Here is a 25,955-nt window from a genome sequence, read left to right as displayed (position 1 = left end):
GGACTGACCTTTCCTTATTTATTCATTTTACTTGCTAGCCAAAAGCCTACTGTTAATGAAAATGCATCGATAACGAAAATAATAGGTGGGGATGTATAGCCTGCATATACAGAGGCAGCAATAAGTGCAATGGCTAATAATAATGCAACATAGCGGTTATAGGTAATTCTAGTGAATAGTAATACCAATAAAGCTGGTATGAATAATGCTAGCATCATTTTCCCAAAAACGTCCATTATACTTCCCTCGGCTCAGCTAATAATAATCCAATACGATAATGATCATTGCTATAAATCACATGTTGTGTTAAACGTAATTCATTGTTTCGGTCTAAAACCTCTAGACGACAATGAGCTGCATTTAATTGCAGTGCTTCATATAACTCATTTTCTGTAAAAATTGACACACCATTTACTTTGCGGATACATTCTCCTGCAAGTAAGCCCATCTTCTCAGCAGGTGAATCAGGAAGAACAGCTGCAATAATAGCACCCTTCGTACTTGGCGCAACTGCATAATGATCTGTTTTTTCCTGTTGTGCAAAGTAGATAGCAATTATAATGCGGATAATTACACCAACAGCAAGTGTAATGAAGCCAATCACTGGCTCAAAATATGCAGCCAATCCTCCTATTAAAATAAGCTGTCCTAGTAAAAAGACAGGTCGGCCAATTTTTGGATACATGTAGGCTGGTAATTCCTTTCTTGTCAGTTTAGTAAAGCCAATGACAAGTGGAAATAACACAAGTGCAAAGCTATTATGACCTATCGTAAACTGTGGCCAATATGGGAATATAGCCGAGATCGCATCACCAGGAATAACAAAGAAAATAGGTAATACCCATACATTTTTTGACCGATAGACAATTGCCTGCATACCCCGCTTCGTTTTCTCAATACAAGGTGTTGTAACCTTCATCGCCATACGTCGAATTAATAGCCCTTCTGCAATAACACAAAGGCCCGCAAGAATGGTAATTGTCACAATTGCGCCACTCTCTAAATGGACATCCTCTACTGAAATTTTCCACCAGGAAAATGACCAATTGTAATAGGACATACCCCATATGGCAAGTGTGGCAATCCCCATTGTCAAAATAGGCGACATTGCATTCATGACAAACAAGATAAGTGCTACTATAGAAACTGCCGTTAAAATGATTAAAAATTCCTTTGGGACAGTTAGACCTGCTCCAATACTAATGATAGAAATAATTAGTGCATAGAGCCACCCATCTTTCCATTGTCCGATTAGCTCCGTCCAGCCCCAAATAATACGTCTATTAAAATATTTACGCTCCTGTTTTACTCGACGATAACCTAAAATAATAGCAAATATTATGACTATATATAGTAATGGGTTGAGTAAAAAGCGGCCAATCGCTGTTACAATTTCTATTAATATCTCACTAACCATACGAACACCCGCCATTTCTATCTTGAATACTATGAATTTATTGTATCAAAGGACTACACGCTTGCGTAGTACAAACTCATAGAAAGCTTTGTATTATGGTATTTTTGTTCTGTCTGCGAGTTTTATTGGTCAATCGTATGCAGTAAAAAACTAGTGGCCATTTGGAATTGTTGGTCATTTTGACGATCGGCTTTAAAATCCTTTAACGTTTCGTTTAAACTATTAAAGAAAGTCGTGTCCATATAAAATTCATCTTCTGCTAGCTTTAATTTTTTCTGTTTACGATAAAGATTAACGGCCTCTGCGGTCGTTTCATCCATATAGCCATCTAAACGATCGATTTGATAGCCTAGTTTCTGCAAGGCGTTTTGTGAATAGGAAATCTCTTCACCCATATCACCCACTTTAAACTTACCTGTTAGTGGATGAAGTTGAAAAGCAAATAATTCATTTTGCTCAATCATTAAACTAGCTTCAATGCCCTGCCCATGAATCCATTCACGTTTTGGTGTTAGCCATTTGTTGGTTGATAATTTAAGCTCGCCGCCATTGGAAAGCTCCCAAGATTCTTGTACAGTCCCTTTTCCAAAGCTCTTAACCCCAACAAGTGAAGCGCGTCCCCAGCCTTTTAAAGCTCCGCTCAATACTTCACTAGCAGATGCACTACCTTGATTTTGCAAAACAACAATTGGAATTTTATTCATCGTTTCTATATATTTTTCATCAAAGCCTTTTGTTTGCGTTTTTAATGGTTCCATAGCACCTTCCGCATTTTGCATATATGCAAATACTTTGCCATTGTCCAATACTGTGCTCAGTAGCGCTGCGACGCTATGTAAATAACCACCTGGATTATCCCGTACATCGATCACAATTCCTTCCACATCTTTACGAAGTAATTTACTCGTTTCTGCCACCCATTCATTGGCGGTTTTTTCACCGAATAATGAGATCACTACATAGCCAATAGCTGTATCTTCTACCTTCACTACCTCACTAGTTACCGTTTTATTGGAAATTGCTGCTCGCTCCATCGTCATCTTAATATGCTTATCTTCACTTGGACGATAGACAACAATGGTTACTTTCGTTCCCTTTTCACCTTGAATTAAATGCATTAATTCACTCATCGTTTTCCCATCAATCCGTACCCCATCAACTTGTACAATTTCATCGAGTGAACGCATGCCTGCTTTCTCTGCTGGTGATGAGCGAACAGGTGACACAACAATAAACTTCCCTTTATTTTCGGTTAGTTCAATACCGATGCCTACTCGTTCCTCAGCTAGCATTTGCCGATGTTGCTCAGCCTCTTCCTTGGAGTAATACGTACTATAAGGATCTTTAATGGCATCAGCCATCCCACGAAGAGCCCCTTCCACTAATTCATCCTTTTTTGTACTGTATACTGATTTTTCTTCAATGATTGTCATAGCCTCACCAATAGTATCAACCTCCGTAACAGGCTCCTTTTTATCGCCAATATTAAACCAATCAAAGTAAATACCACTGCCCACCACCAAACTACTAAGTAGGACTCCGACACCGGCTGTTAATTTGCGCAAATCTTCCCTCCTCCGTCTCTTTTACTGTATGACTCTATTTTTTCAAACATACAAAATTACCTTTCAAATTTGTTAAGAGAGAATATTTCACTTTACACATGGATGTTGGCTGTTGATTCGCACGGATATACCTTGGTTCCCGCGAGTATTCATCTTGATTTCATGAAAAATAAAAAAATCTGCTTGTTTCCACTATAGAAAACGAGCAGATTTTTTATAAATCAATCTAGTGCATCTACATAATCATTTAACATATCCACGTCCATTGGTCCTCTGATGGCGCGTTGAATGAGGCCCTTGGAATCAATAAAATAAGTGGTTGGAATCGTGATGACTTGATAATTCAAGCCAGCTTCATTGTCAGGGTCCAATAAAATAGGGAACGTTAGCTCAAAGCTATCTCTAAATGTCATCACTGTGTCCACTTTGGCATCAGCGGTCACATCACGTTCGGCTTCTGTTAAATTGACCGCTATAATTTCAACGTTTTTCTCTTTTGCATACTCATCATAGAAGCTTTGCATATGAGGCATTTCCGCCTTACAAGGTGGGCACCATGTCGCCCAGAAATTTAAAACGACTTTTTTTCCACGAAGATCGCTTAACGTGATATCTTCCCCGTCTAAGCTTGTTAAGGTGAAATCAGGCGGTATATCCCCTTTGCTTAAGCCGGTTTCTAGCTCCTCCATATCCTTACCTAGGGCCGATTTATCAATAGCACGTTCTTCGTCAATTTGTTGTTTTACATATGTACCAATCATCGCAACCACTAATAGCACAACGATCAGCAGTCCAATATTTTTTTTCATTTCTTACCTCCCTCATTGATTCGTTCATGCTGAATAGTTAAGCCCAAACAAAGTAGTATTACACTGACAGCCACAGCTGTTTGCCCTATACCAAGCGGCTGGAAGATAGCCACTATCAAATAGCTAATTGTATAGAGTATGAGAGCTTGTTTCACCGCTATTAATCTCCATAATATGACGAGCGTGACTACACTTAGCACAGCTAATGTTATAACTTCACTCGATGTGTTGTTGTCATTAAATAGCACAGCAAGCATTTGATAAATGGATTGCGTGAGAATAATAGCCCAGTTACCAGCTATCATCTCTTGTTCCTCAAGCTGTAGACTCTGTCGCTTTCTCCATATTTGCAAAGATGCTACAATGACACCGAGAAGAACACCCATTGTTCCGCCATTAAAATAAAGCAATGTAATTGGATTGTTTACTACCGTTTTGAAATCTGTTACAAGCAAACTTAACTTCCAAACAATAATAAAGGTGAAAATGGCATCACTATATAGCTCAGACCACTTTTTAGAAAATTGTAAGCGCAAGATAAGCCACACAATAAAAAAAGTAATAAGTAAAGCGACTGCAGTAGCTGGTAAAGTTAATGTTCGGATTGAGTACCACTCTGTATTTATCAATTCAACGAATCCTCCTCCGAAAGCATAGCATAGAACCTTTTTAAAAAAGACTATTTCACACTGTTTTAAGAAAATCTTCAGAAATAACAACAATAAAAATACCCCACTAAGTATATATTCATCATAACATTATTTAGAATCTTATAATAGCGATGAAACTTTCAATGGAATATTTCGTAAAATGAGAAAAGGGGAGGAGTTATGCTTTCAAAGCGACTTATACTATGGATTGCTGCTATTTGTCTTAGTATTAGTGTTCTGATGCTGTACTCAGAGTATCGAACAAAGAATTTACTACAAGATTTTTTACTTAATAAAGATCTTCTAGAAATAGTAAATAAGATAACGATTTAGGAAGTTGACAATGGTACCAATAAAAGCTTTGCCATTATCAATCGTGAAAATCCACGATTAGATGTTTGCGTTTAGACTTAAGTACTTTGGAATTAAAAAGAACCTTATTAAATAACAAAAAAGCTGATGTTGTCTTTCAATTGGATCTTACTTATTTTGACCATACATTAAAAATACTGTTCTGCAAAAATGGCTTATTGGCTATTAATGGGCAAACCTATAAGTTGGTGAATGGTGAAACATTCGATGAAATATTAAAAGCTATACACTAGAAAACGCTAGTGTATAGCTTTTATGTTTACAATGGAATATATTTCAGTGGATTTACACTGCCGACTGCTTGTCCTTTCCAAGGACCAATATGCACTTCAAAGTGTAAGTGTGGGCCAGTAGAGCGACCTGTACTACCCATGGCTGCAATTTGCTGACCTTGTGTTACTTCTTGTCCTACACTAACATTAAATGCACTTAAATGTGCATAAACGGTTGTGTAAATTTGTCCATCGATAGAGTGCGTTACAATGACAACATTACCATACGAACTAAGTGGTGCTGCGTAAGAAACAACGCCATCTGCTGCTGCCCATATTGGTGTTCCCGTTGCATTTGCAAGGTCGACACCATAATGGAATTCAGGACCTGCTCCAAGATTTCGCCAACCATATGGTGATGTTAAGCGACCATTCGTTGGTTTTATCCAAGTTCCGTTTGATTGAGGCGCATGGACTGTACCACCAGATGATCCGCCACCATTGTTAGCAGCAGCTGCTGCCGCGGCCGCGGCGGCTGCTTTACGTTTTGCCTCTTGCTGACGTGCAATTTCAGCCAAACGATTTTGTTCAGCAATAATTTGATCTTGCAATTCCTGACTTACTTCCAAAGCCTCTGAGTATTCTTTTTCAAGTAATACCTTTTCTGATTTCAGCTTTTCTTGCTCTTTTTCTAATTGGTCTACTAGTTTATTTTTCTCAGTTTTTTGACTGTCTAATGATGCTTTTAATCGTTCAAGCTCAGCTTTTTTACCTTCTAGGTTTTTACGTTTCTCTTCTACACTTTGCTTTTGCTCTTCTAATTTTTGTTTATCATCTTTTTGATCTTGAATAATTTGACGATCCGCTTCCAATAATGCATTAACTGCAGAGAAACGATCAATAAAGTCTACAAAACTATTAGAGCCTAGCAAAACATCTAAATAACTTACAGAGCCCCCAGCTTGAATGGCACGTGCACGTTCTTGTAACAATAAATCGCGCTCTTCAATTTTATGCAAAAGCTCTTCAATAGAAGCTTCTAACTTTTTAATTTCCTCATTTGTTGCCCGAATATCTGCTTGTACTTTTTTAATATTACTATTAGTTTTGTCGATTTCAGCGTTCAATGCTTGAATTTGATCTAAGATTTGTTGTTGCTTTTCTTGATTAGCTGTAATTGCATTTGATTTATTGCTGATAGATGAATTTAACTGATTCTTCTTTGTTTCAACTTGTTTCTTTTCTTCTTTTAAATCCGATAAACTTGTTGCATATGCTGATGGAGTTTGGATAAAAAGAATTAGAGCAGATGCTGCTGCAAGTGTTTTTAATATGTTTTTCGCCTTACTTTTCACCGATTGAACTCCCCTTCGACTATTCTTTTCTTTTTCACAAATATCCGTTGTGACTAAATTTTTAAAAACTTACGTACTGACATGAAACTTCCCCAAATACCGATCAGTACACCAATGAGTAACAGAAGACCGCTTACCTGATACACAAGTGGAGAAAAATCTAGTAATTGAACAAGCTCTCCTTGTAAACGTGGTGCAATAATTTTATATATATTGTGGTAAAGGGTCGTGACAACCGCAATCGGAATAATTGAACCTAAAATTCCAAGCCACATACCTTCTAATAAGAATGGGATACGCACGAATGAATTTGTAGCCCCTACAAGTTTCATAATTTCTATTTCATCACGTCGAGCTATAATCGTTATACGAATTGTATTCGAAATTAAGAAAATTGCCGTAAATAATAACCCTAAAATAAGTACGATTCCTACATTACGACTAATATTTAAGAAGTTAAATAGTTTTTCAACTTTTCCTTCGCCATACATTACATCATATGTATACTCATATTTATCAATGGTTTTCGCAACTTTTGCTGTTTGCTGTGGATCAGCAGCTTTTACATAAATAACGTTACGTAAAGGGTTACTTTGTTCAAATAGTTTAAAATCATCACCGAAGTCTTTTACTAGCTTGGTTAACTCATCTTCCTTAGTGGAATACGTCATCTCGGAGACACCAGGCAATTTTTTGACTTTTTCGATGAGTGCTTTTTCAGCAGCTTCATCTGCTGTTTCATCAATTAACACTTTAATTTCGACATCATTTTCTAAATCCGTTGCTACTTTATTTAAATTCATCATAATAAGCGCAAAAACACCTACTAGAATGAGCGTAACGGTAACGGCACTGACAGAGGCAATGGTCATCCAGCTATTTCGACCAAGTGATTTGATACTTTCCCGGAAGTGGCGCTTTACTGTACTAAATTTCATAGCCGTATTCACCTCCGTGTTCATCACGGACAATTAAGCCGCCTTCAATTGCAATAACACGACGTCGAATCGTATTTACAATTTCACGGTTGTGGGTTGCCATTACAATCGTTGTCCCACGTGCATTAATTTCCTCAAATAAATTCATAATTTCCCATGATGTTTCAGGGTCAAGATTCCCTGTAGGTTCATCTGCAATCACCACTTTTGGGACATTGACGATTGAACGAGCAATCGATACTCGTTGCTGCTCTCCTCCTGAAAGTTCATTTGGAAACATTCTTGCTTTATGCTTCAATCCAACTAGTTCTAGCACTTCCATAACCCGACGTCGGATTTCATCTGGCTTTTCCTCTATTACTTCAAGCGCAAACGCTACATTCTCATAGACATTCAAACGAGGTAGCAATTTGAAATCTTGGAAAACTACACCAAGTTGACGGCGCAAAAAAGGGACCTTCTTATTCTTTAAAGTTGCTAAATCAATACCATTTACAATTATTTGTCCTGATGTTGCTTTTTCTTCACGGTACATCAATTTAATAAATGTGGATTTCCCTGCCCCACTTGGGCCAACTACATACACAAATTCGCCTTGCTTTATATTAACGGAAATACCATTTGTCGCAACAACACCGTTTGGGTATTTCTTTGTCACATTTTTCATTTCTATCATGATTAAACCACCTAAAACTCTCATCTATGTAAGAGGTATTTCTTTTACTATTATAGCACTCTATTTCTGTTTTTTTATTACAGTTTCATTTCAATCCGTGGCAGTTCCTTCTATTTCATTCTTTCCTTGCCATTATCCTTAAAAATATGACAAAAATAAAAACAAGATTCGCCTCTATGTGCTAGGTCGAATCCTGTTTGAAAAGAAAAAGCATTCAAGCTTTACCTTGAATGCTTCTACTGTTAAATTTGTTGTTCATCTGTTGTTGTGTAGCGCACTAAAACAGCACCAGTTTTCGATTCACCTTCTATAAATAGGCGATTCGCATTTTCAACTTCTTTGTCGAAACGGACTACTTTGGATAAGAATTGATCTTGTGACTCCATTTTAGAAACATCCTGGATCCCCACATCCACTTTACCGAAATTCGTTACGACTTTACCGCTCAATGAAATTGTTCGTGGGACATATAATTCCACTGCTCCAGCAACTGTTTGAGCTTTAATTTTAGAAGAATTTGTCGAGCATGTTGTTACGACTACATGTCCATTGACAGACTTAGCTTCAACTTCATCCAATGCACCATCCAAATAAACACGCCCATTCAATGTTTCAGCCTCTAAATCCTTACCTCGAACATTCGTTAATTCAATGGAACCATTAGAAGAATCCACTTCAGCTTTTCCAAAATTAAACTTCGTTCCTTTAATGGCACCGTTTAACGTTTTCACTTTTAATTCTTCGAATTCTGTATCCTGTAATGAAACACTACCATTCATTAGACGAACAGATAATTTTTCAAGTTTATCCTTTGGTACTAGCACCTTCACATTGACTTGAACAAGCTTTAATTGGCTCAAAATACGAAGTGATTGCTCTTCCTCTTTCACAACAAATTGCTCTAAGAAGTGATTACGAGTTTCTTCTTCACTTTCGTTCATCAAAGGTGCCTTTACCTTGCAAATCACCTGAATAGTTTCTCCTTCACTGGATTCCAATGAGAAGTTACCATTCGGTAATTCAACAATAATATTGTCCACATTGGCAGCAGCCACTTCTTCTGTATGGGTAAATTCAATTTTATCTCCAAATGGAGAAGCTACATCAAATTCCTTTACCTTTTTAACAGCCGTATTCATCATATCCATAAAAAGAGAACCGATTTGCGTTAAATCCTTACGAAAATCCTGCATTTCATCTTGGAAGTATTTCATAAAATCATCTTTTTCTTGTCACCATCTTTTGATTTTTCTTCAAATAATGGCTCTTTTTCATTTGAAAAGGATTGCGTCTCTTTCGACACATCATTCATAACATGTTGAGTAGACTTGCCAGGTTGCTCTAATGCTTCTAATAATGTAATCGCCTCTTGTGCCGAAATTGTTCCTTTTTCTACAAGTTCTAAAATTCGTTGACGTTCATTTTGCATAAATAAATAGCCTCCCTCAGTTCGTTATACTATTTATACGATTCATCATGTGAAAAGTTTCACTGCAAAATTGAATAAATTGGGTCTTTTCATTTCAACAACGTCAGGTTTTTACCTTTGAAGATTTTATTGCTCGTTTTTTAGATTAGTTGGATCTCTTCCGGCCTCTGTTTGAGTGGGTTCTTCACATTTCGAATCATTTTCAATCTGGATTGATCGACTTTCCCCAATTTAAGATCACCTTTCAATCCAGATTAATCATTTCCGTTCGAATGTAAAACCCTTAAGACTTAGTAGCTTCTGCTAGCAATGCATCCATTCTCATACGATCACGTTCCAGAATTGGTTTTAAGTATTTGCCTGTATAGGAGCCTGCTACTTCTACTACCTCTTCAGGTGTACCAGTTGCAACAATCGTACCACCTTTGTCTCCGCCTTCTGGACCTAAGTCAATGATATAATCAGCTGTTTTAATCACATCCAAGTTATGCTCAATAACTAATACCGAATCACCGTTTTCAACAAGACGCTGTAAAACGACAAGTAAACGAGCAATATCATCGGCATGTAATCCTGTCGTAGGTTCATCTAAAATATAGAAGGATTTCCCTGTGGAGCGTCGATGTAATTCAGAGGCTAGTTTTACACGCTGCGCCTCACCACCCGATAAGGTTGTGGCTGGTTGCCCTAATTTCATATAACCCAACCCCACATCAACAATCGTTTGTAGCTTACGCTGGATCTTTGGAATATTTTCAAAGAACACTACTGCATTTTCAATTGTCATATCGAGAATATCTGCAATACTCTTATCTTTATACTTCACTTCAAGTGTTTCACGGTTATAACGTTTGCCGTGACATACTTCACATGGTACATAAACATCTGGAAGGAAATGCATTTCAATTTTAATAATGCCGTCACCACGACATGCTTCACAGCGACCGCCCTTAACATTGAAGCTAAAGCGTCCTTTTTTATAGCCTCGTACCTTTGCTTCATTTGTTGCTGCGAAAACATCGCGAATATCATCAAAAACACCTGTATAAGTTGCTGGGTTTGAACGAGGTGTACGACCAATTGGCGATTGATCAATATCGATTACTTTTTCAAGCTCATCGATACCTGTCACTTCTTTATGCTCGCCAGGCTTAACCTTTGAACGATTCAGCTTCTGTGCCAAAGATTTATATAAAATTTCATTTATCAGTGTAGATTTCCCTGAACCAGACACACCTGTCACTGCTACAAATAAGCCTAATGGAACATCTACTTTAACATTGCGTAAATTATTTTCCTTGGCACCTTTAATGGAGAGCTTTCGACCATTTGGTTGGCGTCTTTCAATTGGTAAAGGAATAAACTTTCTACCACTTAAATATTGTCCAGTTAAGGATTTTTCATTTTTCATAACTTCCTGTGGTGTACCTGCTGCCACAATTTGACCGCCATGGACGCCTGCTCCAGGTCCTACATCGATGAGATAATCTGCAGCAAGCATCGTATCTTCATCATGCTCTACCACAATCAGCGTATTTCCAATGTCACGCATATTTTGTAATGTGCTAATCAGTCGATCATTATCTCGCTGATGCAAACCAATCGAAGGCTCATCTAAAATATAGAGGACTCCCGTTAATCGTGAACCAATTTGTGTAGCAAGGCGAATACGTTGTGCCTCTCCACCAGATAATGTACCTGCTGCACGACTCAATGTTAAATAGTCTAAACCAACATTCACAAGGAAGCCCAATCGTTCTTCGATTTCTCGTAAAACTAATCGAGCAATTTGCATATCCTTTTCAGTGAGATCAAGCTCTTTAAAGAAAGTGTCTGCTTCCTGAATTGAATATTGTGTGACCTCACCGATATGTTTATCAGCTACTTTCACTGCTAGCGTCTCAGGCTTTAAACGATACCCTTTACATGAAGGGCAAGCCTGCTGTGCCATGTATTTTTCCATCTGCTCACGAACATAATCGGATGTCGTCTCTTTAAAACGACGCTCAACATTGCGCACAACACCCTCAAATTCAATCATCTGATCTCGCACATTGCCAAACTCATTTTCATAATGGAAGTGTATCTTGTCTTTTCCAGAGCCATATAAAACTTTATCCATCTTTTCCTTTGGCAAATCCTTCACAGGCACGTCCATTGGAATATCGTAATGATCACATACAGCCTTTAGTAATTGTGGGTAGTACTGCGAACTTGTTGGTTCCCATGGTGCGATGGCATGCTCTAACAAAGAACGATCCCAATCAGGCACCACTAAATCTAAATCTACCTCTTGTGTTGAACCTAAGCCATCACAGCTTGGACAAGCACCAAACGGACTATTAAATGAAAACATACGAGGCTCTAACTCACCAATAGAAAAACCACATAATGGGCAGGCATGATGCTCACTAAATAGTAACTCTTCATGTTCCATCACATCGACAAGCACACGTCCATCTGCCAGGCGTAAAGCCGTTTCTAAAGAATCACTCAGACGAGCAGCAATCCCTTCCTTCATAACAACACGGTCCACTACTACTTCGATGGAATGCTTTTTATTTTTATCAAGTTCGATAGCATCATCTAAATCACGCAATTCCCCATCAATTCGTACACGAACAAAACCCTGCTTTTTTAAATCTTCTAGCAGTTTAACATGGGTACCCTTACGTCCAGAAACCATTGGTGCAAGGAGCTGCATCTTAGTTCTCTCAGGATAGGTTAATAAACGATCCACCATTTGCTCAATCGTTTGGGAAGTGATTTCTATGCCATGATTTGGACAAATCGGTTTACCAATACGTGCATAAAGTAAACGTAGGTAATCATAGATTTCCGTTACCGTACCGACAGTAGATCGTGGGTTACGACTTGTCGTTTTTTGGTCAATGGAAATAGCAGGCGATAAACCTTCTATCGCATCGACATCTGGCTTATCCATTTGTCCAAGAAATTGACGGGCATAGGCGGAAAGGGACTCAACGTAACGACGCTGGCCCTCCGCATAAATTGTGTCAAATGCTAGAGAAGACTTTCCAGAGCCCGATAATCCTGTTAAAACGACTAATTGGTCACGTGGAATTGTGACATTAATATTTTTTAAATTATGAGCACGTGCACCTTGCACGACGATTTCAGTATTTTTCACAAGTCATTCACCTTCTACCTTCAATTCAAATATTGTATCTCGTAACTCAGCCGCACGTTCAAAGTCAAGCGCTTTTGCTGCTTCCTTCATTTCGACTTCTAGAGAAGCCAAGAGCTGTTCTCTTTCCGCCTTTGTCAGCTTTTTGCCTTTTGTTGCCTTTGTTACATAGGATTCCTCTTCTTCTGCTACTTGTGTTGCACGAATCACATCTGGGATTTTCTTAATGATCGTTTGAGGTGTTATGCCATGCTCCTCGTTATAAGCCATTTGTAACGCACGACGACGTTTCGTTTCATCAATCGCCTTTTTCATCGAGTCTGTTACATGGTCTGCATACATAATGACATGACCATTCGCGTTTCGAGCAGCACGACCAATGGTTTGAATCAATGAACGCTCTGAACGTAAAAACCCTTCTTTATCAGCATCTAAAATTGCCACAAGGGACACTTCAGGGATATCAAGACCTTCACGCAATAGATTAATACCTATTAGCACATCATACGTTCCTTTGCGTAGCTCACGGATAATTTCAATACGTTCTAGTGTCTTAATTTCTGAATGTAAGTATTCAACTTTTAAGCCCATTTCCTTCAGGTAAGCCGTTAAATCCTCAGACATTTTCTTCGTTAGCGTTGTCACTAAAACTCGCTCATCACGCGCAATTCGATCTTGTATTTCATCAATTAAATTATCAATTTGACCTTCAATAGGACGTACATCAATTAATGGATCTAATAATCCAGTTGGACGGATAATTTGCTCTACCATTTCTGGTGTATGCTCCAGTTCATAAGGACCTGGTGTGGCTGATACATAAATCGCTTGATGTACGCGGTTTTCATACTCTTCAAAACGTAATGGACGGTTATCTAGAGCAGATGGCAATCGGAAGCCATGTTCTACGAGCACTCCTTTACGTGCTTGGTCACCATTGTACATTCCTCGAACCTGTGGAAGTGTTACGTGACTTTCATCAACCACAAGTAAAAAGTCTTCGGGGAAATAATCTAGCAAAGTATATGGAGTAGCACCTGCTTCACGCAATGTTAAATGACGTGAATAGTTTTCAATCCCAGAGCAAAAGCCCATTTCACGCATCATCTCTAAATCATAGCGTGTACGCTGTTCTAAACGCTGTGCCTCTAGTAATTTATCTTCTGCACGTAATAATGCAAGTCGTTCCTCTAATTCTTTTTCAATGTTTTCAATCGCTTTACGCATTTTCTCTTCTCGTGTAACGAAGTGAGATGCAGGAAAAATAGCAACATGCTCTCGATCCGATAAAATCTCTCCCGTTAGTGCATCTACCTCACGAATGCGATCGATTTCATCCCCAAAAAATTCCACACGAATACAATGCTCATCACGAGAGGCTGGGAAGATTTCCACTACATCTCCACGTACCCGAAATGTTCCGCGAGTAAAACTAACATCATTTCGCTCATACTGAACGTCTACAAGCTTGCGCAGTAGCTGATTACGTTCAATTTCCATACCCGTACGAATGGAAACAACCATTTCTCGATATTCTTCGGGAGAACCTAAACCATAGATACAGGACACAGATGCAATAATAATGACATCCTCACGCTCAAACAATGCAGAAGTAGCAGAGTGACGCAGCTTATCAATTTCATCGTTAATGCTAGAGTCTTTTTCTATATAGGTATCTGTCTGCGGTACATAAGCTTCTGGTTGGTAGTAATCATAGTAGCTGACAAAATATTCAACGGCGTTATTTGGGAAGAACTCTTTAAATTCACTATACAACTGGCCAGCTAACGTTTTATTGTGTGCCATGATTAGTGTTGGTTTTTTGACTTGCTGGATGACATTCGAAATGGTAAACGTCTTACCTGTTCCAGTAGCACCAAGCAATGTTTGATGACGTTTGCCTGCTTTCACACCCTCCACTAATTCCGCAATGGCCTGTGGCTGATCCCCGTTAGGCTGATATGGCGCTTGTAAATCAAATGTTTGCACTCATGTCCCCGTCCTTTCTTCCAATTTGTACATATATTTTAGCATAGCAATATTAAAATTTCGAACATTTAACGAACGAATGTTTGTAAAAAATTTTTTCATCTCTAAAATTTTTATTACATAACAATACAGTCAATTTAACTTGTTACTCTTATAATAGCCGTTTTATTAGGTTTTCAAGCTTCATCGATGGATGGGATTTCCTGTTTTGCTTTATGTGCAGCTCACACTCTCTCAAGAGCCGGGCTATGTACTTTTAGAGTGACTCTCACTTTTTTTATAAACAGCGTCTCAAACTTTTTAAATGACTTTCCCCATTCTATAAGCAAGATTACTTCTTCTAACCAAAACATACAATCTTCACATCCTCTGCAACTATTTTCAAAAGCAAAAAAATCCCACTCTCCAATAGATATGGAGAGCGGGTTCGTCAATATGATTCATCTTCTGTTTGGTGTAAGGAAGTTAGTTCGGATGCGTATTGATAAAATGCGTTTTCATCTTTTTCATCGAGTGCTCTATCTATCAGAACCATGAGCTGCTCTTGCCGATGCATACGCTGGATACGATTTAAAAATAAATCTAAATAAATCTCGTTTAATAATTTCTCTGCCCCATCAACTTTTTTCGACTGACCAACGGCTTTCAGAAAATCTGTATACGAATAATATTTATCCAACGATCTCACCTCGATCCTTTTCTAAATTATATGAAAATTGAAATTAAAAAGCAATGCTTACGATTCGAAAATATCTTGGATTAGCTATTAATCAATTGATATTTAGAGCAAATTCTCTAGGCATTTCGTGCTTTTCTGAACGATTTTCAACTATTTCATTTAATTTAAGAAAGTCATATTCTGTTTTACACTACCGTTATCACTAGAAAAAAGGAGGCACTCCCTATATGACAACTAACTTTGTAAACGGCTACTTAATTTCATTCAATACTTATTTGCTGCAGCCTATTCAGCATGACTCCAAAGTCTTCACGCATGTGATTGATAAGCATAATGAGCTGATTGTTACACGCAAACCGATGCACGTCCTTCGAAAATCCTGTCTCTCATTAGGATCAACTTATGAAGCCGCAAAACAATCGGCTAAACGTTTTTTCGGCAATCAACACAAGCTACCAATCGTCGTGGCCTTTGATTATGGTTATCCCTGTATTTTTTTACCAACTTATTCACCCAGCTCCATTCACAATATATGGATAGGGCTTCATGCAATTATTAATATTACACCTAGTGAATTGGGGTGTATTGTAACGTTAAAAAATGATAAACAAATCGAACTACCTATTCGTTATGCTTCCATTAGTAAACAATTTCTTAACGCATCTATGCTGTATAAATATTACATGAATGAACGAAAACAGCTTAGCCAAGATGCACCCTATCATCCACCCTTTTAACAAAAATTCCCCAAGAGCATCTCACTCTTGGGGAATCTGGGTATTAATTTATTTTTGAACGTAAATAGGCATTAATAAATGGATCTAAGTCGCCATCCATCACAGCACCCACATTACCTGTTTCTTCATTTGTACGATGATCCTTCACCATCGAGTATGGGTGGAAGACATACGAACGAATTTGGGAGCCCCAGCCTATTTCTTTTTGCTCACCGCGTATTTCATCTAATTGTGCCTGCTGTTTATCAAGTTCTAATTGATATAGCTTCCCTTTTAACATCGTCATCGCTTTTTCACGGTTTTTAATCTGGGAGCGCTCAGCTTGACATTGTACGATCGTACCAGTAGGAATATGCGTAATACGGACTGCAGAATCTGTCGTATTAATATGCTGACCACCTGCACCTGTTGCACGATACGTATCAATTTTTAAATCCTCTGTACGAATATCGATTTCTATATTGTCGTCAAACTCTGGCATAACATCACAGGAAACGAAGGACGTATGACGGCGGCCAGACGAATCAAATGGAGAAATACGTACTAGACGATGCACACCCTTTTCCGCTTGTAAATAACCGAAAGCATTGTGACCTTTAATCGACAATGTTACAGATTTAATCCCAGCTTCATCTCCTGGTAGATAGTCCACTGTTTCCACTTTAAATCCACGCTTCTCAGCCCATCGTGTATACATACGTAATAGCATTGAACCCCAGTCCTGTGACTCCGTACCACCAGCACCAGGATGCAGCTCTAAAATGGCATTGTTTTGATCGTATGGGCCACTTAGCAGTAATTGAAGCTCAAAATCAGCCATCTTTTGTTGGAATTCTGCTAGTTCTTTGCCTAGTTCTTCTTGTAATTCTTCGTCTGGTTCTTCACGCAAAAGTTCCAGTGTCATATCTAAATTTTCATGTGTTTCCACTAAATCTTTATATTCATTGACAATAGCTTTTAAGCCATTTCCTTCATTGATAATCACCTGAGCACCTTGCTGATCATCCCAAAAGCCTGGCTCTAGCATCATTTCATCTAGCTCCTGAATACGTGCCTCTTTGTTCTCTAAGTCAAAGAGACCCCCTAAAGTCCGCCAATTTTTTGGCTGTAGTGTCTAACACATTGCGTACATCTGCTAATTCAATCATCGTTAAATCCTCCGAACGTTAGTCATGAAGCTAACACTTTATTCATAAAGCTCCGTATCTTTTTATTATAACGTTTTTAGAAACGAAAACATACTATCTAGCAGATGTTTTGTGGAATTAAGTCAACTATCCTGCGTCTCGTCCTCAAACATATTCTTGGCAAGACGTTGAAATACTTTCACACGGTCATACTGAACAAGTAAATATTTTGTTCGTTTCTCTAGTCTATATTTTAATAAAAAAGCTCTTTGAATCCGAGACTCTAACGCATTGACACTGACATCCACAATAAATTCCTTGCCATTCATAAAAGTAACCTTTGTCCTCTTTTTATCCACAGCGACATAGTCATCTATATGATGAACAGCGAACCAGATACAGTCAGGGTGTAAAGGAGACCTACTAGGAAACCATAAAATATTACAACGTTCGTGCACGACGATAGGATTTTTATTAAGCTTGCCTAGGATCATTTTCGAACCATCGAACGCTCCTCTTAAACTAGAACCAAAATAACGCAGATTAAAGTCCAATAATTTCGTTGGTGGTAACGTAGATATATACTCATTATTTTTCTCATACACCTGCGTACATAAATTTCCAAAGGAATCATACACAGGCATATACATCATTGTTTCACTATTCATAATATCTTTTTTATGCATCTATAGTCCCCCTTTATACATTTTATGTTGCTTCCAGTCAAAATAAAAAGGAATATACAAATATGCGTACATTCCCGCTATTTTCAATGAGTAAGATTGCTTGAAAATTCCGATCCTCCTTAAGACTTAGTATCACCATCAAAAATTCAGGATAATAATAGGATAAATGACTTGTACTATATACCTATTATTACAGCTATTGTATACCCATATTTTTCAATTGTCTATAAATTCTGACTTTTTATACTAAAATTTCTTCATTTTTAAGTAATTTTAAAAAGAAAAAATCATTTCAACACGTAGTTAAAATGATTTTTTCACCTAGATATTATTGAGCTGTGCCATGACAGTTTTTAAATTTCTTGCCGCTACCACATGGACATAAATCATTACGGCCAATGTTTTCAGCTTTACGTACTGGTTGCTTTTTCGGCGCAGCGCCACCTTCTTCTTTTGGATTAACAGCCTGCCCCTTTGCCACCTCTTCACGCTCCAGATTATTGCGGATTTCTGCTTTCATCGCATATTTCGCAACATCCTCGCGAATAGAGGCTACCATATCCTCAAACATCGCAAAGCCTTCTTGTTGATATTCACGAAGTGGATCGTTTTGACCATAAGCACGCAGATGGATACCTTGACGTAGTTGATCCATTGCATCAATATGATCAATCCATTTTGTATCGATTGATCGTAATAAAATAACCTTTTCAAACTCACGCATACGCTCTGGTGTCAGTTCTGCCTCTTTTTCATCATAACGAACATGAACAGCATCAGAGATTAGCTGATTAATATCTTCAGCAGACTTGCCTTGGAAATCAGATACTTTAAGTTGACCTTCCTCTAAAAGATTAGCCGCTACAAAGTCTTCAATAGCCTTTAGGTTCCAATCCTTCTGTTCACCTTGAGTATACAGGCTAACAACATTATCGATTGTTTCTTGAATCATAGACTCAACAAGCACACGCATATTTTCTGTTTCTAGTACATCATAACGCTCTTTATAAATAATCTCACGTTGCTGACGTAGTACATCGTCATATTGTAATAAGCGTTTACGCGCATCAAAGTTATTACCTTCGACACGTTTCTGCGCTGATTCTACAGCTCTCGACACAACTTTAGATTGCAATGGCTGGGAATCATCCATACCTAAGCGCATCATCATCGACTTCATATTATCAGAGCCAAAACGACGCATTAAATCATCCTCTAAGGATAGGTAGAATTGTGTAACCCCTGGATTCCCTTGACGACCAGAACGTCCACGAAGCTGATTATCAATACGACGTGATTCATGTCGCTCTGTACCGATTACCGCTAAACCGCCAATTTCGAGTACTCCTTCGCCAGGTTTAATATCGGTACCACGTCCAGCCATGTTTGTTGCAATTGTCACTGCACCCTTTGTACCAGCGTTCGCAATGATTTCAGCTTCACGTTCATGATTTTTCGCATTTAATACATTATGAGGAATTTTATGTTTATCCAATAGTTTAGAAATAATCTCAGACGTTTCAATAGCAACTGTACCAACAAGAACAGGTTGACCAGCTCTATGACGCTCTGCGATATCAGCAGCAACTGCTTTATATTTCCCTTCCATCGTTGCAAAAATCAAGTCAGCACGATCATCACGAGCAATCGGTTTATTCGTCGGAATAGCGACAACATTCATATTGTAAATATTACGGAATTCCTCTTCCTCTGTTTTCGCTGTACCTGTCATCCCTGCAAGCTTTTGATACATACGGAAGTAGTTTTGGAAGGTAATTGTCGCCATAGTCATCGATTCATTTTGAATCTCAACGCCTTCTTTAGCTTCAATTGCTTGGTGTAAGCCATCAGAATAACGACGACCCTTCATCAAACGACCAGTAAAGCCATCAACGATCACAATTTCGCCATCCTGCACAACATAATCGACATCGTTATGCATACTTACATGCGCCTTTAATGATTGATTGATCGCATGATTTAAACGAACATGTGTCAAATCAAATAGATTATCGATGCCAAATGCTTTTTCTGCCTTTTCCACACCTGCATCTGTTAACGTAACACCTTTTGTTGACTCTTCATACGTATAGTCTGTCTCTGCATTTAACATACGCACAAACGCATTAGACTGTTTATAAAGCTGTGCTGATTTCCCAGCTTGACCCGAAATAATTAATGGCGTACGAGCTTCATCAATTAAGATCGAGTCCACCTCATCAATGACAGCATAGTGCAATGGACGTTGTACACGTTCCTCTTTGTAAAGCACCATGTTATCACGTAAGTAGTCAAATCCTAGCTCATTGTTTGTACTATACGTAATATCTGCCTCATAAGCAGTACGTTTTTCATCTTTTGAAAGGCTATTTAAATTAAGCCCAACAGATAAGCCTAAGAAATTATAAAGTTGTCCCATTTCAGCAGCATCACGACTCGCTAGGTATTCGTTGACTGTTACAACATGTACACCTTTACCAGTGATGGCATTTAAATAAACAGCCATTGTCGCTGTTAAAGTTTTACCTTCCCCGGTTTTCATCTCCGCAATATTCCCCTCATCAAGAGCGGCTGCCCCCATGATTTGAACGCGGAATGGGTACATCTCTAATACACGCTTTGCCGCTTCTCGACAAACAGCAAACGCTTCGGCACGAATCGACTCTAAATGCTCACCCTCAGCATAGCGCTTTTTAAATTCATCTGTTTTCGCTTGTAGTTGATCATCTGAAAGCTGTTCCATTTGAGAAGCGAATCTCTCAACTTGGTCAGCGATTTTTTCTAATTTTTTTAGCTCACGTTTATTGAAATCAAATAATTTATTTAATAGGTTTGCCATGAATGTTTTTCACTTCCTATATAGATTCAACTTTCATTTTACCATTGTGTAACAGTTTCATGCAAACTGTCACCCCGGCTACATATGATTATCATACCAAAAAAAGGCCCTCGCCATCGCGAGAGCCTTCGTCATCATGAAGTTTTAAGTTGTTTCAATTAAGCCATATTTCCCATCTTTACGTTTATATACAATATTTGTGCCGTTCGATTCAGCATCTGTAAAGACATAGAAATCATGTCCAAGCATATTCATTTGTAGAACTGCCTCTTCTTGATCCATAGGTTTTAAATCAAATTGCTTTGTACGAACAATTGAGTATTCTTCTTCCTCTGACACAGCATCAGCGGCTGCTTGAGTAGTAGCAAAATAAAGGCCTGCACCTTCACGCTCGCGGAATTTACGGTTTACTTTTGTTTTATGCTTGCGGATCTGACGCTCTAATTTATCAACAATTAGATCAACAGCAGCATACATATCATTATGACGCTCTTCAGCACGAAGAGTTAGATTCTTCATTGGAATAGTAACTTCCACTTTAGTTTGTTTGTCATTGTAAACCTTTAAATTGACATTAGCGTTGGCATTAACATCTTCGTTAAAATAGCGTTCAACTTTATCGATTTTGTTCTCAACATACTCTCGAATAGCTGGAGTTACCTCAATATTTTCACCACGAATGTTAAAGTTTAACATGTAAACTCCTCCTTTATAACTGCTATACTATCTATTTCTACACAAGTGTGTGAAATTCCTCTAAAATCATTCTTTTTTTACAAAAATTTTTATAAATTATTATTTTGTTTTTTCGCTTCTGCTGCTTCCTTTTTTCGTCGAAGCTTTAGTTCTTCAACAATCAAATCTTCCACGGGTCCTTGATTATTGAAATAGATGCCGTATTGCTTGCCGCTCCCAAATGGACGACTCCAAATCACTTCTCCATAAGCGCGAACTTCTTGTGTATCAAGCACAAAATGGATATCTAATGGAGGAGGGTTTATACCTAAATCCACTTCCGTAAACATCTTTAATCCACGTGGACTTATATCCAACAAGTCAGCCATAGCCGTTTGTCCATGATTGACCTTCCCATTCTCATAAATAGCAAAAGTTATTTGTATAGGCTCCTTAAATTTAAATCGGAAACCTTCTTGACGCTTAAAAATCATATTCCCACCCCAGTACTCTTTTAAACATGTTTATTGCTTTGATTATGCCATGATGCCCAACTAACAGCCACAGGGAATAAGTAACATATTTTACCGTTGAATAGCCTAATTTATGACTATTTCATGATAATAACGGTTTAACAAAAAAGAGACCATCTCTTTCGATGGTCTCTAATTGTGTCTAAATTTGTCCGCTGTTTCCCTGACCAAATTGCTGTTGTCGATTAATGCGAATTACTTCCTTCCACGTATCGCGAAATTCCGTCACCAATCCTTCCACTTCCTCAATAATGGCTACATCATTTTGAATGTTGGCTTCTACTAAACGATGATTCATATATTCATAAAGAGGTAGCATTTGTTTCGAAATCTCAATATCCATATTGAGTGTAGACATCAGTTCACTAATAATCGCCTGAGCTTTTTGAATGTTTGTATTTTTCTCTTGAATATTTTTATCTTGGATAGCTTGTTTCGCCTTATGCAAGAATTTTAAGCATCCATTATAAAGCATTAATGTCAATTCGCCAGGTGAAGCTGTAGTCACACTATTTTGTTTATACGCGTTTTGTGCTGTTAAATTTGCTGCCAATAAAGGACAACTCCTTTGAAAGGTTACTTATTTACTAGTTTAAACCATTTTCCGAAGAAAAGCTATTTACGTCTCAGCGTAAATTTGTCTGGATTTTGAAATGTATGATCACAATTCACTCATTTTAAAATCGGATGACATCTGCCAATGCTTTATCTTCATTCAGCTAGCAACTTCCAGCACGATGAATGAAGATAAACTATTAATTTTTTTTGTCATAATACATGCCATCCATTACGCGAACATTCGAGTAAGGATTATAATATTGCTGTTCACTTTTCTTCGTTTTTTGTAGGTTTGCCATGTCTTGCTTGACGGCACTCATTACAGATGTTAATCGTTCTTTAATGCCATTATCTAATTCAAGTAATGTCCGATGAATTCGGTTCTGCTCATCAAAATGAAAACCTTCCTGAACCAAACTTTCGATAATCGCTCCTCGCTTGTCCAACATAGTATTGATGTTGTCTATATAGTCATCACGATTTTCACCTATTGGGATGTCGCCTAAAAGTTTGAATAAATTAGCTGATACTTGCAATAGTTGATTTATTAGTTGCATAAATTCTCCTATCTTGCTATTTAGATGCCCTCCAGAACTCTAACCTTGCATGAACATACTTGATTGTGAGTTAGCTTTATTAATTGCTTGCTCCATAGCTGTGAATTGTTTCCAGTAACGAGCTTCGATGTCCTTTAATTTAGCTTGTAATTTAGTAATACGTTCGTCAGAATTAACAATTTGCTTACCTAAACTATAAGTCTGTTCTGTTGCTCCTTCTTTACCTGCTTTTTTCTCAATTTTAGCCGTCATATCTTTCATTGCATCACGCAAACGATATGCAATTCCTCGACTATCCTCTGTTATTTTACGGCCATTTTCATCCGTCGTTTCTGTCACTTTTCCATTTTGAGAAAATAACTTGTAAACTTGGTCAGGGTCTTTTGCTAATGCAGCATCAAGCTTAGACTCATTAATGACTAGTTTACCGCCTTCTTTAACATCATTTGAAGTTGTAATACCAATTTCAGCTAATGAATCCATTAACTTATCTCCTAGCCCTCCAACAGAGCCCAAGAATGTTGACCGCATTTTTGACATACCATCTCGTAAAATTGAATCACTGCGTAATAAACCACTTTTTGCTTTTTCATCCCAAAGTTTCTGTTCGCTTTCAGACATTTCTTTACGTTGTTCATCAGTAAGTGGAGCATAATTGCGGTATTTAGTTTCTTTAAGTAACTTATTGAACTCATCAATCATTTCATTATATTTTTCAACAAACTCCTTGATTTGTTCTTTTGCGGCACTTGTATTGGTAGAAGCTTGCATTGTAACAGGAGCTACAGTAGTATCACCTGTTGGTACATTGACTTTTTGAGCATTATCCCATGCTTGTTTTGCATCAGCCACACGCTGGTTGCCTGCTTGGTAAGCTTGTTTAGCCGCATTAAATTGTTTTAATTCAGCCTCATATTCTACTTGATTCTTTGCTATTGTTGAAAGTTCTTCTAATCGATTAGCTGCTTGAGGTGTGCCACCATTAATAGATTCCATCTCTGCTAAGTCTTTTAAAGATGTGAGATTACTATCAGAAATACCTTTTAACTTTTTCTTTAAATCTTCGTCTGTTTCACTGTTAATTGCTTGTTTTAATTCGCTAAGGCTTTTTCCTTTATTATCTTTAAAAAAGTTAACTATAGTATCATCTGCAATTAATGATTTGCTCACTGTTTTATAGGCTTGTTCACTAGTGTCTACAATAGCACGTTCGCGAATAGCAGAAATATCAGTAACATTTTCTTTTAAACTTTTTAAGTCAGCCTCATTAAAACTTTTAAAACGATCATCTTCTTTTAATTCTTCTAATGTCTTCGTCTGAATTGTTGTAATATCATCATTTGTTAATTTAGCTAACGCTTTTTTATTACTAAATCCATTGAAAAGAGCTTGTTGATCATCTGTTAAAGTTGGCTTAGCAAATGCTGTCTTATATGCTGTTTCTGCATTAAGTTTAAATTGACTCGTATAATTTTTTTCATCAAAATTTCCCAAATCTGTAATATCTACATTAAAATACTGTTTTATCGCATTAATATAGTTTTGATTGAGCTGTGGTTGAGCTGCAACCGCGTTATTGTATTCGGTTTCTGTAGCAGTTTTTTGACCAGCAGCCACTGTTCCTGCGTTAAACGTTTGCTTCAAAGTCATTTCATAACCAGATATTGTAAAAGTATTAGATGAACGTTCTGTTAAAATACCATTCACTTCAAACATTGCATTTTTACCATTACTAGCAAGCTTATTATCAGCCGTTGAAAATCCTAGCTTATTAAAGACTTCTAAGCCTTCTGTAACAACAATTTCACCTTGGCCACTTTTTTCACTGCCCGTATTTTTAGCACTTAGAGAAAGTTTTCCACCTTCAAATAATGCTGTGACTCCTGCACCACTACTATTAATTTTTTTCACTAAATCATTTATTGTCATATCTCCATTAAATTCTATTTTTGTTGCTTCTGACGCTAAACGGCCATCAGCACCAATTGATTTAATAGAAATCGATTTTAGGTTTGGATCACTTAGCTCTAACTCATTTAACTTTGAGCTACCATTGAATTTAGTCTGACTACCTACAGCTTGTGCTGCAGAAGCTAGTTGGGAAACACCTCCAATTGTAATATTGCCCGTTGCACCTGGATTTGCTTTTACCGATACTAAACTTTCATTGGAAGAGGTTGCAGTTTTTTGATTCATTTTGCCTGAAAGAATCATTTTATCAAATAAAAATGTATCAAATGTTTTTAGTTTGGCATTTACACTTCGGTACGAATCACGTTGCCACTGTAACGTTTGCTTTTGTTGGAAAGCTTTATTTAGAGGCATACGCTCCGCCTGCATTAACTTTTCTACTAGACTATCAATATCCATACCTGAGGCTAAGCCCCCAATTCTCATTACCATTTTAAATCCTCCTTAAATATTTTAAATTTTTTCATCAATAATCATTCCAAGCATTTTTTTCATTTCATAAAATGCATCTAACAACTTTCTTGGTGGAATTTCCTTTACTACTTCTTCTGTATCTTTATTCACCACAGTTACGTAATAACGCTCTAATCCTTCGTGATACATAAACTTCGATGCATTATGAGTTACTTCTAACATTTCGTTTAAAGCTTTAACCGCTTCTTGGACTTTCACCTTTGTTTCTTCACTATTATCCATTGGTTTCAACTGCTCTTTAGAGATGTTGGTAGTATTGCTTCCTTGCTTTACTACTTGCTCAACTGCATTTTTAGTAGTTGAAGTAGTCTTCATTTCAGTCATTGTATCTACATTAGAGTTTGCTGAAATACGCATGTTTTTTCTTCCTCCTTGAATCTATTACAAGCGATTAATTCTTTGTATAGTATCGGCAAAAATTCTGTATTTTTCACTTTTTTAACAATTCATTTGGACGAATTCTAAAATGATCAAAATAATAGCTTCTTGTTAATGAAAATCATTAATCAAGAAGCTATTTAAACATATTTACCAATACCATTATATTGCTTAATTAAAT

23 protein-coding genes are annotated in these 25,955 nt (G+C 37.5%); 1 reads left to right on the top strand and 22 read right to left on the bottom strand.

Features of this window, described 5'->3' with window-relative positions:
* Positions 1 to 14 precede the first annotated feature (14 nt).
* The 13 genes from LBYS11_RS03415 to LBYS11_RS03350 form a co-directional block, all read right to left on the bottom strand.
* Positions 15 to 236, bottom strand: a complete 222-nt coding sequence (locus LBYS11_RS03415; protein ID WP_004227503.1) for a DUF2198 family protein — start codon at positions 234 to 236, stop codon at positions 15 to 17.
* The gene (locus LBYS11_RS03410; RefSeq protein WP_066036282.1) at positions 236 to 1,417 is read right to left on the bottom strand and encodes a PDZ domain-containing protein; all 1,182 of its coding nucleotides are present in this window, start codon (positions 1,415 to 1,417) and stop codon (positions 236 to 238) included. The genes LBYS11_RS03415 and LBYS11_RS03410 overlap by 1 nt, the downstream gene beginning before the upstream one ends.
* Before the next feature lie 122 nt (positions 1,418 to 1,539).
* Complete coding sequence (locus LBYS11_RS03405) at positions 1,540 to 2,982, bottom strand: S41 family peptidase (protein ID WP_103117486.1); 1,443 nt, start codon at positions 2,980 to 2,982, stop codon at positions 1,540 to 1,542.
* 221 nt (positions 2,983 to 3,203) lie between these two features.
* A complete protein-coding gene (locus LBYS11_RS03400; protein WP_048392048.1) occupies positions 3,204 to 3,791 on the bottom strand; it encodes a redoxin domain-containing protein in 588 nt (195 codons plus the stop codon).
* Complete coding sequence (locus LBYS11_RS03395; protein WP_066036283.1) at positions 3,788 to 4,420, bottom strand: hypothetical protein; 633 nt, start codon at positions 4,418 to 4,420, stop codon at positions 3,788 to 3,790. The genes LBYS11_RS03400 and LBYS11_RS03395 overlap by 4 nt, the downstream gene beginning before the upstream one ends.
* 652 nt (positions 4,421 to 5,072) lie before the next feature.
* Positions 5,073 to 6,380 carry a murein hydrolase activator EnvC family protein gene (locus LBYS11_RS03385; protein ID WP_048392050.1) on the bottom strand — a complete coding sequence of 436 codons (1,308 nt, stop codon included), beginning with the start codon at positions 6,378 to 6,380 and terminating at the stop codon, positions 5,073 to 5,075.
* Between the two features lie 53 nt (positions 6,381 to 6,433).
* Positions 6,434 to 7,318, bottom strand: a complete 885-nt coding sequence (ftsX, locus tag LBYS11_RS03380) for a permease-like cell division protein FtsX (protein ID WP_004227513.1) — start codon at positions 7,316 to 7,318, stop codon at positions 6,434 to 6,436.
* Positions 7,308 to 7,994 (bottom strand): cell division ATP-binding protein FtsE, encoded by a 687-nt coding sequence (gene ftsE, locus LBYS11_RS03375; RefSeq protein WP_016991524.1) that lies wholly within the window; start codon positions 7,992 to 7,994, stop codon positions 7,308 to 7,310. Before ftsE ends, ftsX begins: the two co-directional genes overlap by 11 nt.
* Before the next feature lie 242 nt (positions 7,995 to 8,236).
* Entirely contained in the window at positions 8,237 to 9,208 is a 972-nt protein-coding gene (locus LBYS11_RS03370; RefSeq protein ID WP_233732418.1) for a DUF4097 family beta strand repeat-containing protein, read from the bottom strand.
* The gene (locus LBYS11_RS23450) at positions 9,205 to 9,423 is read right to left on the bottom strand and encodes an SHOCT-like domain-containing protein (RefSeq protein WP_233732413.1); all 219 of its coding nucleotides are present in this window, start codon (positions 9,421 to 9,423) and stop codon (positions 9,205 to 9,207) included. The genes LBYS11_RS03370 and LBYS11_RS23450 overlap by 4 nt, the downstream gene beginning before the upstream one ends.
* A gap of 283 nt (positions 9,424 to 9,706) precedes the next feature.
* Positions 9,707 to 12,574, bottom strand: coding sequence for an excinuclease ABC subunit UvrA (gene uvrA / locus LBYS11_RS03365; RefSeq protein WP_103117485.1), 2,868 nt, complete (start codon positions 12,572 to 12,574; stop codon positions 9,707 to 9,709).
* A 3-nt stretch (positions 12,575 to 12,577) separates the two neighbouring features.
* Positions 12,578 to 14,560 (bottom strand): excinuclease ABC subunit UvrB, encoded by a 1,983-nt coding sequence (uvrB, locus tag LBYS11_RS03360; protein WP_103117484.1) that lies wholly within the window; start codon positions 14,558 to 14,560, stop codon positions 12,578 to 12,580.
* Between the two features lie 430 nt (positions 14,561 to 14,990).
* Positions 14,991 to 15,239: an IDEAL domain-containing protein gene (locus LBYS11_RS03350; protein WP_103117482.1), complete on the bottom strand. Its 249-nt coding sequence runs from the start codon at positions 15,237 to 15,239 to the stop codon at positions 14,991 to 14,993.
* A gap of 227 nt (positions 15,240 to 15,466) precedes the next feature.
* Here LBYS11_RS03350 and LBYS11_RS03345 point away from each other — a divergent pair, with 227 nt between their 5' ends.
* A complete protein-coding gene (locus LBYS11_RS03345) occupies positions 15,467 to 15,976 on the top strand; it encodes a competence protein ComK (RefSeq protein WP_048392055.1) in 510 nt (169 codons plus the stop codon).
* 43 nt (positions 15,977 to 16,019) lie between these two features.
* Here the strand turns inward: LBYS11_RS03345 and prfB are convergent.
* The 9 genes from prfB to LBYS11_RS03300 form a co-directional block, all read right to left on the bottom strand.
* A protein-coding gene (gene prfB, locus LBYS11_RS03340; protein ID WP_237497242.1) for a peptide chain release factor 2 occupies positions 16,020 to 17,124 on the bottom strand; the annotation gives its coding sequence in 2 pieces (ribosomal slippage) (positions 16,020 to 17,048 and positions 17,050 to 17,124; 1,104 coding nt in all).
* Positions 17,125 to 17,246: 122 nt separating this feature from the next.
* The gene (locus tag LBYS11_RS03335) at positions 17,247 to 17,789 is read right to left on the bottom strand and encodes a competence protein ComK (protein ID WP_048392056.1); all 543 of its coding nucleotides are present in this window, start codon (positions 17,787 to 17,789) and stop codon (positions 17,247 to 17,249) included.
* A 328-nt stretch (positions 17,790 to 18,117) separates the two neighbouring features.
* The gene (gene secA, locus LBYS11_RS03330; RefSeq protein WP_054549768.1) at positions 18,118 to 20,628 is read right to left on the bottom strand and encodes a preprotein translocase subunit SecA; all 2,511 of its coding nucleotides are present in this window, start codon (positions 20,626 to 20,628) and stop codon (positions 18,118 to 18,120) included.
* Positions 20,629 to 20,772: 144 nt separating this feature from the next.
* On the bottom strand, positions 20,773 to 21,324 hold the full coding sequence (hpf, locus tag LBYS11_RS03325) for a ribosome hibernation-promoting factor, HPF/YfiA family (RefSeq protein WP_004227537.1): 552 nt from the start codon (positions 21,322 to 21,324) through the stop codon (positions 20,773 to 20,775).
* Between the two features lie 89 nt (positions 21,325 to 21,413).
* Entirely contained in the window at positions 21,414 to 21,797 is a 384-nt protein-coding gene (locus LBYS11_RS03320) for a PilZ domain-containing protein (protein WP_048392058.1), read from the bottom strand.
* Between the two features lie 181 nt (positions 21,798 to 21,978).
* Positions 21,979 to 22,389: a flagellar export chaperone FliS gene (gene fliS, locus LBYS11_RS03315; protein WP_004227541.1), complete on the bottom strand. Its 411-nt coding sequence runs from the start codon at positions 22,387 to 22,389 to the stop codon at positions 21,979 to 21,981.
* Between the two features lie 202 nt (positions 22,390 to 22,591).
* The gene (locus tag LBYS11_RS03310; RefSeq protein WP_103117481.1) at positions 22,592 to 22,951 is read right to left on the bottom strand and encodes a flagellar protein FliT; all 360 of its coding nucleotides are present in this window, start codon (positions 22,949 to 22,951) and stop codon (positions 22,592 to 22,594) included.
* Between the two features lie 39 nt (positions 22,952 to 22,990).
* On the bottom strand, positions 22,991 to 25,354 hold the full coding sequence (gene fliD / locus LBYS11_RS03305) for a flagellar filament capping protein FliD (RefSeq protein ID WP_103117480.1): 2,364 nt from the start codon (positions 25,352 to 25,354) through the stop codon (positions 22,991 to 22,993).
* A 21-nt stretch (positions 25,355 to 25,375) separates the two neighbouring features.
* Entirely contained in the window at positions 25,376 to 25,753 is a 378-nt protein-coding gene (locus LBYS11_RS03300; protein WP_103117479.1) for a flagellar protein FlaG, read from the bottom strand.
* Positions 25,754 to 25,955: the final 202 nt, after the last annotated feature.

This window comes from Lysinibacillus sp. YS11, assembly GCF_002896375.1.
In the GTDB taxonomy this organism is placed as follows: Bacteria; Bacillota; Bacilli; order Bacillales_A; family Planococcaceae; genus Lysinibacillus; species Lysinibacillus capsici.
Note: the sequence above shows the minus strand (reverse complement) of the source record. Positions and strands in the feature narration are given on the sequence as shown.